Here is a 13553-nt window from a genome sequence, read left to right as displayed (position 1 = left end):
GCGGCCTGGCCGGTGTCGTTCCCGCTTCCGCCGCGGACCGCATGAGAGCACCTGGAGGATGGCATCCGATCAGCGCGCGAAGACGCGGCGGAGGTTCGTGCAGGCCGCGGTCGTGGTCGGGGTGCTCTCCGCCGGCCGCGCGCTGCTCCCGGCCGGCAGCGACGCTCCGGAGACCGGCGGGCCGCCACGGGCCCGGCCCCGGCCGCCCGCCCCGCACGCCGTGCCGACCGGTCCTGTCCCGGGCGGCGGTCCGGCCGGTGCGGCGCACGACCCGCACTCCTACCGGCTTCGCCCGATGGCCGGCGAGACCTCCCGGTCAGGGCCGGGCGCCTCGCCGCCGCATCCCGAGGTTGCCTTCCACCTCTCCACCGACCGCCGCGAGGTCTTCCTCACCTTCGACGACGGACCCCACCCCTTCCACACCCCCCATGTCCTGCGGATCCTGCGCCGGCACGGCGTCCGGGCCACGTTCTTCGTCATCGGCGAGAACGCCATCGAATTCCCGGGGCTGCTGTGCGACATCGCCGACGAGGGGCATGCCGTCGGCAATCACACCTGGACGCATCCGCAGCTGACCGCACTGCCGCCGGGCGCCGTCCGCAGCGAACTCGGCCGCACCAGCAGCCTGATCGAGGACGTTCTCGGCACCGCCCCCGACCTGGCCCGCGCCCCGTACGGCGAGTGGGACGACCCCTCCCTGAGCATCTGCAATGACCTGGGCATGTCCCCCGTCGGCTGGGCGGTCGACTCACAGGACTGGACCGTCCCCGGGGCCCGGACCATCGCGCACACCGTCCTGGACGCGATGCACCCGGGCGCGATCGTCCTGTCGCACGACGGGGGCGGTGACCGCCGGCAGACCGTCGCGGCCCTGGAGTGGTATCTGCCACGCCTGCTGGACGAGGGGTACCGTCCGATCCGCATCGAGCCCTGAGGGCCCGCGCCCCGGGGGCGAGGAACGGGCCGCCGGCATCGGGAGGGGAGGCCGTCGACGGCAGTCATCGGGAGGGGCGAGACCGGCGACGGCGGGCATCGGGTGAGAGCGGTCACCCGATGCCCCGGAAACTCACCCTATGGTTTATCGTTCAATTGGAAGCGGGCGCCGGCACGACGACGTCCGAGGGCCCTCCCCCAGGGAAGCCGGCCCACCGCCGCACGGCAGCAGGCCCGTAGGCCACCGCCGTCACCGCCCGCGCCCCCACAAGCCGCCCCGGCCGAATTCCCCCGTTCGGCCGGGGCTTCCCCTTTGCCCCGTCCCCTTGCCCCGTCCCGTCGTCCCGATGCCGAGGCGGAGCTCAGCGCAGATACGACGCCCCGTTGACGTCGAGCACCGTCCCGGAGGTCCAGACCGCCTCCGGTGAAGCGAGATAGTGGACGGCGGACGCCACCTCCTGCGGCGTGGCGACCCGGCCGAACGGGCTCTGCTGCCGGACGTCCTCCGTGAGGCGGTCCGCGACCCGCTCGGTTGCCACGAAACCAGGGGCCACGGATGCCACGCCGATCCCGTACGGCGCCAGATGGACCGCCAGCGACTGACCCATCGCCTGCAGCGCCGCCTTGGACGCGCCGTAGGCCGGATGATCCGGCTCACCGCGGAACGCCCCACGCGACCCGATACTGACGATCCGTCCCTCCACCTCCCGCTCGATCATGCTCCGCGCCGCGTGGTAGGTGACGTCCGCCGCCCCCAGCAGGTTCACGTCCACGATCTGCCGCCAGGCGCTCCGCCAGTCGTCGAACGACGTACGGTCCAGCGGATGCGCCCGGTTCGCGGCCGCGTTGTTGACGAGCACATCGACGCCGCCCAGCCCGTCCACGGCCGCCTCGACGATCGCCGCCGCCCCCTCCGGCGTGCTCACATCCCCCTGCACCAGCACATGCCCGCTCCCCGCCAGCCCCTCGAACGCCTCCCGCGCCGCCGCTCGCCGCGACGCGTAATGCAGGGCGACCCGGTCGCCGTGCGCGGCGAAGATCTCGGCAACCGCCCGGCCGATCCCCCGCGAAGCCCCGGTCACCAGCACCGCCCGGCTCATCGGCCCCCTCCGCTCCGGCGCGCGGACGGCTCACACCGGCATCAGCGCTACGGGAGCGCGACCGCTCAGCAAACGACCAGGAATGGTTCATCAACAGCTCAATCCTTACCTCGTGCCAGGTCACCCACGTGCATAAGGAATCGTAGGGAGCCGCACCGGACACGGGCACGGCCGGCCGTACGGTGGACCCGTCGGCGGAGGTCCGTGCGCGCGCCCGCGCCACCGCCGGGGAGGCGGCGGACGGCTCCCCGCTTCCGCGCTTCGAGCACGCGGATGTCACCCGGCTCCAACGCCCCGCAGGACACTACGAGTTCATCGGTGCCGGAGGCCGCGGGCCGCTCTTCCGGCGCTCTCTGCCGGTGTTCCGCGCGGACGGGCTCCCGCCGGGCGGGTGACGGGCACACGGGGACGGGCACAGAGCGACGGGGAGGTACGCGGTGACGCACCCGTTCGGACGGCGCCCGTCTCCCCCTGTGGGCATGCCGCGGCGACGGAACCGCCGTTGAATGCTGGGTGTCCGCCTGTGCCAGGAGCGCCGGCCCGCACCGGGAGCACGCATGTCGTTGCCGAAGACCCCGAGCGCTCCCGCCGCGCCGGGCGCCCGCCGCTCCCAGGGGGCGCTGCGCCGCACCGGCGAGTGGTGTGCCCGGCACTGCGTCCTCGTCATCGTGCTGTGGCTGGTCGCCCTGGCCGCACTCCAGGTGCTGCAGCGCGCGTACGGCGGTGACTACTCCGACAACTTCTCGCTGCCCGGCGTCCAGTCCACCCAGGGCCGCGAGGTGCTGCAGCAGCACGAGCCGAAGGCCGGTGGCTACAGCAGCCAGGTCGTCCTGCACGACACGGCTCACCCCCTCACCGTCTTCCGCAGCCGGATCGACAGTGCCGTCACCGCGCTGGGCAAGCTGCCGAAGGTGCTCTCCGTGCAGAACCCACTGCCCCCGCCCGGCGCACCTCCCGCCACACCGCCGCCCGGCACACCGAACGTCGGTCCGCTCTCCAGCGACGGCCACACCGCGTACCTCACCGTGCGGTTCAGCGTGCAGCCGTCCACCCTCGCCCCGGACTATCTGAGCGGTGTCGACGCGGCGGTGCGGCCGCTGCGCTCCGCCGGCGTGGACGTGGAGTACGGCGGACCGCTGGGCGAGCTGGCCAGGCCCGCGCCCAATGACCTGGTCAGCGAGGTGATCGGCTTCGCCGTGGCGATCCTGGTGCTGCTGGTCGGCTTCGGCAGTGTGCCGGCGGCCGGGGTGCCGCTGCTGACCGCGCTGGTCGGTGCCTTCTGCGGACTGGCCTGCCTGGGACTGCTCGCCGCCGTCTTCGTCTTCGCCACCGTCTCCCCCACTCTGGCCACCATGATCGGCCTCGGTGTCGGCATCGACTACGCGCTCTTCCTGATCACCCGGCACCGGCAGAACCTCATGGACGGCGCGGACCCGGTCACCGGTGCGGGCAAGGCCGTGGCCACCAGCGGCCGGGTGGTCCTGGTGTCCGGCTGCACGGTCATCATCGCGCTGATGGGGCTCTGGGTCTCGGGCCTCTCCTTCATCGGCAAACTGGGGGTGGCGGCCGCCATCACCGTGGTCTCCGCGGTGCTCGGCGCGCTCACCCTGGTACCAGCGCTGCTCGGGCTGACCGGCCGCCGCATCGACCGGCTCCGCGTCCGCCGGCCCATCGCCGAGACGGACGCCGCACCGGGCGAGGAGGCCCGCGGCACCTGGCACCGCTACGCACAGCGGGTGGAGCGCCGCCCCTGGTGGTACCTGGCGGGCGGGGTGCTCATCGTCGTCGTGCTGGCCCTGCCGGTCTTCTCGATCCAGCTGGGTCATATCGGCGACGGCGCCGACCCGAAGTCCTTCACCGACCGGCGTGCCTACGACCTGATGTCCTCGGCGTTCGGACCGGGCTCCAACGGCCCGCTGACGCTCGTCATCGACCAGTCCGCCGTGCCGCAGGCGGACCGCCCGATGCTGGCGGCGCAGGCGCAGAAGGTGCTCACGAAGGTGCCGGGCGCCGCCTTCGTCACCCCGCTGAAGGCCACCCCGGACGGCGCGGTGCTGACCGGTACCGCGTACTCCGCCCAGACCCCGCAGAACGCGGCCACCACGGACCTGGTCAACCGCTTCAAACACGACCTCCTGCCGCAGGCCGTGCGGGGAACCGAGGCGCACGGCTATGTGACGGGCACGACCGCCGGCCAGGTGGACTTCCTCGACCTCGTCGCCGGCCGGCTCCCGCTGATCATCGCCGTGGTCGTCGCCCTCGCCTTCCTCATCATCCTGATCGTCTTCCGCGGCGTGCTGGTCGCCCTGAAGGCCGCGGTGCTCAACGTGCTGTCGATCGCCGCCTCGTACGGGGTGGTGGTGGCGGTCTTCCAGTGGGGCTGGGGCGGCCCGGCGCTCGGGGTCTCGGGCAGGGTGCCGATCGAGAGCTATGTGCCGATGATGATGTTCGCGATCGTCTTCGGGCTGAGCATGGACTACGAGATCTTCCTGCTGTCACGGGTGCACGAGGCGTGGCTGCGCACCTGTGATGCGAAGGCGAGCGTGGCGCACGCGCTGGAGATCACCGCCCGGGTGATCACCTGTGCCGCGCTGATCATGGTGAGCGTGTTCGCGGCCTTCATCGTCAGCGACAACGTCGTGGTGAAGATGCTGGGCCTCGGCCTGGCCGTGAGCGTACTGATCGACGCCACCGTGGTCCGGTTGCTGCTGGTCCCCGCGGTGATGACGCTGCTGGGCCGGGCGGCCTGGTGGACGCCGCGGTGGCTGGACCGGATCCTGCCGCAGGTACGGACGGAGGGCGAGGTACAGCTCCCCACGGCCGGTTCGGCCCGACCGGCTGACCGGCTGACCGGCTGACCGCTCGGCCGCTGCCCCGCCTGACCGGCCGGCCGACCGGACCGGCCGCCCGGCCCCACCCGATCTGCGCGCGCCCCCGGATCCGACGATCATCGACATATGGCCCCGTTCGCCGAGCCCGGCTCGGCTTCGTACCCCGTGATCCGGCCGATGCTGGCCACGGTCGGCCCGTTGCCCGCCGAGCACGAGGAGGCGGCCTGGGCGTTCGAGGCCAAATGGGACGGTGCGCGCTGCATCGTCAACACCCCCGGCGACGGCACGATCCGGCTGGTCACCCGGGCGGGCAACGACGCGACCACCACCTACCCGGAACTGGGGCCGCTGGGCGAACAGCTGCGGGGCCGGCCCGCGGTGCTCGACGGTGAAGTGGTGGTGCTGGACGCGCGCGGGCGGCCGGATTTCGGGTTGTTGCAGCGCCGGATGGGCGTGGTGAACCCGCGCCGCACGGCCCGGCTCGCCATGGAGTACCCCGTACAGCTCGTCCTCTTCGACGTCATGTACCTGGACGGATCGCTGCTCGGTGCGCCGTACTACGAGCGTCGCCGGCTGCTGTCCGCGCTGCGCCTGCGCGGCCCGAACTGGTCGGCGCCCGAGTATGTGGAGGGCCATGGGCAGCAGGCCTGGGAGGCCTCGCTGCAGGGCGGCCTCGAAGGTGTGGTGGCGAAGCGGCTGACCTCCGCGTATCTGCCGGGCGTCCGGTCACCCGAGTGGCGCAAGACGAAGCATCTGCTGACCCTCGATGTGATCATCGGGGGCTGGACCGAGGGCCATGGCGGGCTGGCCGGCCTGCCCGGTTCCGTCCTGGCGGGTATCGCCGAACCCGCGGGGCTGCGGTACGTCGGCTCCGTCGGCTCGGGGCTGTCCGGCCGGGAGCGCCAGGAGCTGGCGCACTACCTGGGAGTGATCCCGCTCGACCGCTCCCCGTTCATCAACCCCGTGGACACGCCGGGCGCGCACTGGGCCGAGCCCCGGCTCGTCGCCGAGATCACGCTGAGCGGCTGGACCTCGGCGGGCCGGCTGCGGCATCCGATCTGGCACCGGCTGCGCCCCGATCTCACCCACCTCGGCTGAGTTCGGGGATACCGGCGCCGCGCCGGGAAGGCTCGCCCTGAGGACTCCGCACCACGGCAGACGGAAGGAGCCGGTGATGAACCGCCCCACCAAGAGCACCACCGACGGCAACGCGGGCAGCGACGCGGGCAGCGACGCGGGCAGCAACGCGGGCAGTCATACCGACGGCGCCACAGCCAGCGCCTCGGACGGCACCCCGCCCGCCACCACCGAGGGCAACACGGCCTACGGCAAGAAGCCCTTCAAGCGCTCCAAGAGCCACTTCGCGGACCGCATCACGGCGGACGGCCGCGACGGCTGGCCGGTCGAGGCCGGCCGCTACCGCCTGGTGGTCAGCCGCGCCTGCCCCTGGGCGAGCCGCGCCGTCATCTCCCGACGGCTGCTCGGTCTGGAGGACGCGATCTCGCTCGCCCTCACCGACCCGATCCAGGACGACCGCAGCTGGCGCTTCACCCTGGAGCCGGACGGCCGCGACCCCGTCCTCGGCATCCGCTTCCTCAGCGAGGCCTACGACGCCCGCGAGAAGGACTACCCGGGCGGCGTCAGCGTCCCCGCCATCGTGGACGTACCCAGCGGGCAGCTCGTCACCAACGACTACCAGCGGATCACCCTGGACTTCGCGACCCAGTGGCAGGCGCTGCACCGGCCCGGCGCACCCGATCTCTACCCCGAGCCGCTGCGCGAGGAGATCGATGTGGTCATGGCGGGCATCTACCGGGATGTCAACAACGGGGTGTACCGGGCCGGTTTCGCCACCGGGCAGAGCGATTACGAGGCCGCCTTCCATGATCTGTTCCGGCGCCTGGACCTGCTGTCCGCGCGGCTGGCCGACCGGCGCTACCTCGTGGGCGACACCCTCACGGAGGCCGACATCCGGCTGTTCACCACGCTGGTCCGCTTCGACGCCGTCTACCACGGGCACTTCAAGTGCAACCGGTTCAAGCTGGCCGAGGACCCGGTGCTGTGGGCCTACGCCAAGGACCTCTACCAGACCCCCGGCTTCGGCGACACCGTCGACTTCCACCACATCAAGCAGCACTACTACCGGGTGCACACGGGCATCAACCCGACCGGCATCGTCCCGCTCGGGCCGGACCTCTCCGGCTGGCTGACCCCGCACCACCGCGAGGAGTTGGGCGGACGGCCGTTCGGCGACGGCACGCCGCCCGGCCCGGTACCGCCGGCCGAGGAGGTCCCGCCCAGCGGCCGCCCCGACGCTGCGCCGAACAGCTTCTGAAGCGGTCCCGGCCGGCTTCCGGGCGGCCCCGACGGCTTCGCCGGCCCCCGGCCGCCGGACCGGGCCCCGGCTCCCGGAGCGTGAGACCCTGAAAACAGAGAACGATCCCCTCCCCTTGCCCCTCCGCACCACCACTCCCACCCCCTACCCCCACGATCCACACACTCCAGCGAGGAGTGAGCCCGATGAGGATGGTCCTGACGGCCCGGATACCTACCCGGACCGGCAACGAACTGATCCAGAGCGGCCAGTTGTCGAAGATCATGGAGTCGGCCTTCGCCGCTCTGCAGCCGGAGGCCGCCTACTTCACCCTCGACGACGGCGAGCGCACCGCCTTCTTCTACTTCGACATGAGGGAGTCCTCGCAGATGCCGACTCTCCTCGAATCCTTCTTCATGGACCTGAACGCGAAGGTCTCGCTGCGGCCGGTGATGAACGCCGCCGAATGGCGCACCGGACTCTCGGAGCTGATGAGCGGCACCTGAACCGGGCACTCGCACCAAGCACCCGAGCCGGGCCCCTGGACCGGGCACCCGCGCGGCCCCGCGGCGAACCCCACACCGGTGCATGGCACCGCGGTGCCATGCACCGGGGCGAATTGCTCCGCGGTGAACGGCGCCCCTCCGTCACTCCGGCACGCTGTCCTCCGGCATCCCCCGCGCCAGCCCGGCCAGCACATCGAGCGCCCCGGCCAGCGTGTCGACGGGCGGCGAGGCGAGGGCCAGGCGTACGGCGTCCGGGGCGTGGCCCGGACCGACGGCGAACGCCCCGGACGGAGTGACCGCGATGCCGCGGCGGGCAGCGGCGGCGACGAAGGTATCGGCCCGCCAGGGATCCGGCAGCTCCCACCAGCAGTGATACGCCCGCGGATCGGCCCGGACCCGGAAGCCGGCGAGCCTATCGGCAACGATCAGCTGGCGCGCGGCGGCGTCGCTGCGCTTCTCCTCCTCGACGGCCGCCGCGGTGCCGTCGGCCATCCAGCGGGTGGCGGCGTCGAGCGCGAAGCGGGAGGCCGCCCAGGTCCCCGACCTCAGTGCGGTCGCGAAGTCCTGGGTGGTGTCCGTGGGCACCGTGAGGAACCCCAGCGACAGGCCGGGCGCGAGCCGCTTGGAGAGGCTGTCGACGACCACGGTGCGCTCCGGCGCGAGGGCCGCGAGCGGCGGCAGGTCGTCGCGGAGGAAGCCGTAGATGGCGTCCTCGATGACGCTGATGCCCAACTCCCGTACAGCGGCGGCGAGTTCCGCACGCCGCGGGCCGGGCATGGTGGTGCCGAGCGGATTGTGCAGGGCCGGCTGGACGTAGACGGCGCGCAGCGGAGCGGCGGCCCGCAGCGCTTCGGGGGTCAGGCCGTGCTCGTCCATGGCGAGCGGGACGAGCGTGACCCCGAGGCGGGCCGCGATGCCCTTGACGACGGGGTAGGTGAGCGCTTCGACGCCGAGGCGTTCACCGGCCGGGACCAGTGCGGCGACCGCCGCGGCCACCGCCTGCCGGCCGTTGCCCGCGAAGAGCAGCTGTCCGGGGTCCGGAGCCCAGTCGGCGCGGGCGAGGTGGGCGGCCGCGGTCCGGCGGGCCACGGCCGTGCCGGCGGCGCCCACCGGGCGGAGCGCGTCGGCCAGCGCGTCGGGGCGCACCAGATGCTCCAGGCTCTTGGCCAGGAGCGCGGGGTGGTGCGGCAGGACGGGGAAGTTCATCTCCAGGTCGACCCTGGCCCCGCCCGGTTCGGCCAGGGCGGGCTCGGCCGCGGGCGCGGCGGTGCGCACGAAAGTACCGCGCCCGACCTCCCCCACCGTCAGCCCGCGCCGGCTCAATTCCCGGTACACCCGGGCCGCCGTGGAGCTGGCGATGCGCCGGTTCCTGGCGAACCTGCGCAGCGGCAGCAGCCGGTCCCCGGGGCGGAGCCGGCCGGCGGCGATGTCGGCCGCGAGCTCATCGGCGATCACGCGATAGTCGTCCATCGATCACTTCCATATTGCACCGAGTACATTATTTACATTGTGCCGAGAGATTGCCCTCTATAGCATCGAGGAGTCAAGCCACAGCAGAGGAGACGCCTTTCATGGGACCGGTCTTTCGCCGAGAGATCACCGTCGGGTACGAGGACGAGGGCAGCGGCGAGCCACTGGTGCTCGTACACGGGCACCCCTTCAACCGTTCGATGTGGCGCCCGCAGACCGAGTACTTCAGCCGGGCCGGCCATCGGGTGATCGCCCCGGACCTCCGGGGCTACGGGGACAGCACGATGACCACCGGTACCACCACGGCCCCCGGCAAAACCCCGCTGGCGACGTTCGCCCGGGACCTCGTCGACCTGCTCGACCACCTCGGGATCGAGCGCTGCACCCTCGGCGGCCTCTCCATGGGAGGTCAGATCGTCATGGAGTGCTACCGGCTCTTTCCTGAACGGATCAGCGCCCTGCTGCTCGCCGACACCTTCGCCGCGGCGGAGACCCCGGACGGCAAGACCGCGCGGTACGACATGGCGGAGCGGCTGCTCCGCGAGGGCATGGCCGACTACGCGCACGAGGTGCTGGACAAGATGGTCTCCCCGGACACCATCGCCGCCCGGCCGGACGTCGCCGCGCACGTCCTGGAGATGATGACCACCACGCCCCCCGAAGGCGCGGCCGCCGCCCTGCGCGGCCGCGCCGAACGCCCCGACTACACCGAACTGCTGCCCCGCATCACGGTGCCGGCCCTGGTGGTGGTCGGCACCGAGGACACCTACACCCCGGTGAGCGACGCCCGCCACCTCCACGAACGCATCCCGGATTCCCGTCTGACGATCATCGAACAGGCGGCCCACATGCCGAACCTGGAGCAGCCGCATACCTTCAACGCGGCACTGCACGACTTCCTCAACTCACTGCCGAAGGCCTCGGCAACGACCGCGACAACGACCGCACCGCAAGGCTGAGCACCACCGCGGTCGCGCACCCCGCCCAGATCTGACGCTCACTCTCATCGAACGGTGCCCCGGGCGCCACTCCCCCCGCCCCTCGCCCTCGCCGGTCGCCAACGCCCATCCTCGCCGCCCCCACCCCCGACTCCCCCTGGCCGCAAGGGCGTTACCCACCCGTAACCTACCGATGGGTTACCTCAGGTAAGGAGTGGACCTTACTCTCCAGTCAAAATCGGGTCACCGTGCGCCCCACCTGTCCCTCTCGGACAGCGTTGCGGCCGGCCCGCATCGAGATCTGGAGCAGAAGATGAGGCCCTCCCGTACGACACTGCGCGCCGCGGTCAGCACCGTCTCCGCGGCGGTGCTGGCCACCACGGTCCTCGCCGGCGCGCCGGCCACCGCCGAGGCGGCAACGCCGCAATCCGCTCCCACGGCAGCGGTGTCGGGCACCCCCTCCGTGCGGTTCGTCGACATCCAGGGCGACGGCGGCACCACCCTCAAGGCGAATGTCTTCACTCCGGCCGGTGCCGACGGAACCCGGCGTTACCCCGTCATCGTGCTGCCCACCAGCTGGTCGATGCCGCAGATCGAGTACATGGCACAGGCCAAGAAGCTGGCCGAGGCGGGCTATGTCGTCGTCGGATACAACTCACGCGGCTTCTGGCAGTCCGGCGGAGAGATCGATACGGCCGGTCCGAAGGACGTCGCCGACGCCTCGAAGGTCATCGACTGGACACTGGCCCACACGCCGGCCGATCCGCAAAAGGTCGGGATGGGCGGGGTCTCCTACGGTGCCGGGATCAGCCTGCTGGCCTCCGCGTTCGACAAACGGATCAAGGTCGTTGCGGCCCTCAGCGGCTGGGGCGATCTCGTCGGCTCGATCTACAGCGGCCGCACGGAGCACCGGCAGGCCGCGTCGTTCCTGGGCGGCACGGGCGAGCTGACCGGACGCCCCAGCCCCGAATTCCGCACCATCATGAAGGACTTCCTCGCCTCGAACCTGGACAAGGAGAAGGACCTGATCGCGTGGGGCCGCAAGCGCTCCCCCGCCACCTACCTCGACAGGATCAACGCCAACGGCACCGCCATCATGCTGGGCAACGCCTGGGGCGATTCCATCTTCCCGCCCAACCAGACCGCCGACTTCTACGAGAAGCTGACCGGCCCCAAGCGGCTCGAATTCCGTCCCGGTGATCACGCCACGGCCGAAGGGCTCGGCCTGTTCGGGCTGCCCAACGACACCTGGACCGACACCCAGCGGTGGTTCGATCATTACCTCAAGGGCGCGGACAACGGCATCGACCGGGAGTCGCCGGTGCTGCTCAAGTCCCGTTCCACCGGCGCGTACGAGGGCTACAAGAGCTGGCAGGACGTCCCGTCCGCGCAGCGCCGGATCGAGCTGGGCGGCAGCAAGCAGCTCCACACCAACTGGGACTCCGGCGCCAACGGCGGGCTGGTCATTCTCTCCAGCATGCTGGACCAGTTCCTCCGGCTGCCGCCGATGGCCTCGATCCCGCTGCTGCCGCGCTCCCTGGCCGCCGTCTGGCAGTCCGAGCGCTACGACACCGGGCAGCGGGTCAGGGGAACCACTCGGCTGCACACCACCCTGACCAGCACCGCGGAGAGCGGCACCGCCATCGCCTACCTCTACGACGTGGGCCCGCTCGGCATCGGCAAGCTGGTCACCCACGCGCCGTACACCTTCCACGACAAGACACCGAACCAGCCCTTCGGCGTCGACCTGGATCTGTTCTCCACGGCCTACGACGTCCCGGCCGGCCACCGTCTCGCGGTGGTCGTGGACACCGTCGACCCGCTGTACAACGAGCACAACCCGAGCGGCGCCCGGCTGACCTTCTCCTCCCCGGCGAACGATCCGTCGTATGTGTCGGTGCCCGTGCGCGATTAGCGGTTCCCCGGCACGTGCCCCAGCGGCTCACCCCGCCGGTCGTCGGCCCCCCGGCAGCAAGGTGCCCGGCTCCGGGGCGGCCACCTCGGTGGCCTCCACCTTGGGGTTGCGCCGCTGGCGCCGGGAAACCCAGTGGGCCAGCCAGGACAGCAGCATGCACATCCCGATGTAGATCGGCGAGATGATCATGACGACGGGGATGAACGGCAGGTCGTAGTCGAGGTTGGAGGCGATCAGCTTGCCCGCGTGCAGGAACTCCTCGTAGGTGATGAGGTAGCCGAGCGAGGTGTCCTTCAGGGCGACCACCAGCTGGCTGATGATCGCCGGGAGCATCGCCCGGACCGCCTGCGGCACCAGGACCTGCGTCATCACCTGCGTTTTGTGCATGCCCAGTGCGTAGGCGGCCTCCCGCTGTCCTCGGTCGACGGAGTGGACGCCGGTACGGAAGACCTCGGCGAGCACCGAGCCGTTGTAGAGCGTCAGTCCGGTGACCAGGGCGACCAGCGGCTCCGCCTTCACCGCCACATAGATGAAGAAGATCATGACCAGTACGGGCATGGCGCGGAAGAACTCCACCAGCAGCGTGCACAGCCAGCGCACGGTCCGGTGCTCGGAGAGCCGGCCGGTCGCCAGCACTCCGCCCAGCGCCAGCGACAGCACCGCCGCGAGGGCGAAGGCCTTCAGGGTGTTGCCGAGGCCCCGCAGCAGGAGCTCCTGAATTCCCTTGTAGGTGAAGGGATTCCACTTCGCCGCGGTGAACTGGCCGGTGGCGAAGAGGAGGTAGAGGATCCAGCCGATCAGGGCGAGGATCAGTACCGTGGAGACCAGGCCGTAGAGCCGGTGGCGCTGCCTGGTCCGCGGGCCCGCGACGTCGTAGAGGGCGGTGGTCATCGGGCGACTCCGAAGCGCTTCTCCAGCACGTTGAAGAGCGCGCTGATGGTCAGGGTCACGATCAGATAGCCGACGGCGATCCAGACGAAGGTCCAGATGATGGCGTAACCCATCTCGCTGAGCGGTTTGTAGACCCCCAGCAGTTCGGTGACGCTGAAGGCGCCGGCGATCGCGGAGTTCTTGGCGAGCGCGATCAGGGTGGAGCCGATGGGCGGGATGACGGACCGGAAGGCCTGCGGCAGGACGATGTCACCGAGCGTCTGCGGGAAGGTCATGCCCAGGCTGCGGGCCGCCTCGCCCTGGCCGACCGGCACGGTGTTGATGCCGGAGCGCACCGCCTCGCAGATGAAGGCGGAGGTGTAGCAGCCCAGTGCCAGGATGGCGAAGAGGTTGAAGGGCAGGACGAAGCCGAAGCGTGGCAGGCCCAGCACCACCGCGAAGAACAGCAGCGTAAGCGGCGTGTTGCGCAGCACCGTCACCCAGGCCGTGCCGAAGGCCCGCAGGGAGCCGACCGGCGCCACCCGGAACGCGGCCATCAGGAAACCGAGGACGAGCGCGAGCAGCGAGGCGAAGACGGTGAGTTCGACGGTGCCCAGCAGGCCCTTCCCGTAGAGGGAGAGGTTGTCGAGGAGAACGTTCATCGGTCAGTCCTTGG

At 71.3% G+C, this 13553-nt stretch carries 11 protein-coding genes; 7 read left to right on the top strand and 4 right to left on the bottom strand.

Translation table 11 applies throughout. The features are described from left to right. The first annotated feature begins 58 nt into the window (after positions 1-58). Positions 59-934, top strand: a complete 876-nt coding sequence (locus tag CFW40_RS29755) for a polysaccharide deacetylase family protein (RefSeq protein ID WP_088800884.1) — start codon at positions 59-61, stop codon at positions 932-934. A gap of 361 nt (positions 935-1295) precedes the next feature. On the opposite strand, the gene CFW40_RS29750 is transcribed toward CFW40_RS29755, so the two are convergent. Further along, positions 1296-2033, bottom strand: a complete 738-nt coding sequence (locus CFW40_RS29750; protein ID WP_088800883.1) for an SDR family NAD(P)-dependent oxidoreductase — start codon at positions 2031-2033, stop codon at positions 1296-1298. 557 nt (positions 2034-2590) lie between these two features. Here CFW40_RS29750 and CFW40_RS29740 point away from each other — a divergent pair. The 4 genes from CFW40_RS29740 to CFW40_RS29725 all read left to right on the top strand — a co-directional run bounded on the left by CFW40_RS29740 (position 2591) and on the right by CFW40_RS29725 (position 7684). Further along, positions 2591-4891 carry an MMPL family transporter gene (locus CFW40_RS29740; RefSeq protein WP_088802441.1) on the top strand — a complete coding sequence of 767 codons (2301 nt, stop codon included), beginning with the start codon at positions 2591-2593 and terminating at the stop codon, positions 4889-4891. A gap of 99 nt (positions 4892-4990) precedes the next feature. Next, positions 4991-5962 carry a non-homologous end-joining DNA ligase gene (ligD, locus tag CFW40_RS29735; protein WP_088800882.1) on the top strand — a complete coding sequence of 324 codons (972 nt, stop codon included), beginning with the start codon at positions 4991-4993 and terminating at the stop codon, positions 5960-5962. Positions 5963-6038: 76 nt separating this feature from the next. Then, positions 6039-7199: a glutathione S-transferase family protein gene (locus tag CFW40_RS29730; protein ID WP_256331209.1), complete on the top strand. Its 1161-nt coding sequence runs from the start codon at positions 6039-6041 to the stop codon at positions 7197-7199. A 185-nt stretch (positions 7200-7384) separates the two neighbouring features. Next, positions 7385-7684 carry a hypothetical protein gene (locus CFW40_RS29725; protein ID WP_176956349.1) on the top strand — a complete coding sequence of 100 codons (300 nt, stop codon included), beginning with the start codon at positions 7385-7387 and terminating at the stop codon, positions 7682-7684. Between the two features lie 141 nt (positions 7685-7825). Here CFW40_RS29725 and CFW40_RS29720 read toward each other — a convergent pair whose 3' ends face one another. After that, a complete protein-coding gene (locus tag CFW40_RS29720; protein ID WP_088800881.1) occupies positions 7826-9154 on the bottom strand; it encodes a PLP-dependent aminotransferase family protein in 1329 nt (442 codons plus the stop codon). 101 nt (positions 9155-9255) lie between these two features. Between CFW40_RS29720 and CFW40_RS29715 the strand changes: the two genes are divergently transcribed. Together CFW40_RS29715 and CFW40_RS29710 are read left to right on the top strand one after the other, a co-directional pair. After that, complete coding sequence (locus CFW40_RS29715; protein ID WP_088800880.1) at positions 9256-10113, top strand: alpha/beta fold hydrolase; 858 nt, start codon at positions 9256-9258, stop codon at positions 10111-10113. 292 nt (positions 10114-10405) lie between these two features. Next, on the top strand, positions 10406-12007 hold the full coding sequence (locus tag CFW40_RS29710) for an alpha/beta fold hydrolase (RefSeq protein ID WP_088800879.1): 1602 nt from the start codon (positions 10406-10408) through the stop codon (positions 12005-12007). 27 nt (positions 12008-12034) lie between these two features. Here CFW40_RS29710 and CFW40_RS29705 read toward each other — a convergent pair whose 3' ends face one another. Together CFW40_RS29705 and CFW40_RS29700 are read right to left on the bottom strand one after the other, a co-directional pair. Further along, positions 12035-12898 carry an amino acid ABC transporter permease gene (locus CFW40_RS29705; protein ID WP_088800878.1) on the bottom strand — a complete coding sequence of 288 codons (864 nt, stop codon included), beginning with the start codon at positions 12896-12898 and terminating at the stop codon, positions 12035-12037. Next, on the bottom strand, positions 12895-13539 hold the full coding sequence (locus tag CFW40_RS29700; RefSeq protein WP_088800877.1) for an amino acid ABC transporter permease: 645 nt from the start codon (positions 13537-13539) through the stop codon (positions 12895-12897). Before CFW40_RS29700 ends, CFW40_RS29705 begins: the two co-directional genes overlap by 4 nt. Between the last annotated feature and the right edge of the window lie 14 nt (positions 13540-13553).

The sequence above is a fragment of the Streptomyces sp. 2114.4 genome (assembly GCF_900187385.1).
GTDB lineage: Bacteria > Actinomycetota > Actinomycetes > Streptomycetales > Streptomycetaceae > Streptomyces > Streptomyces mooreae.
The sequence above is the reverse complement of the archived record's forward strand: the minus strand, read 5'-3'. Positions and strand labels throughout refer to the sequence as shown.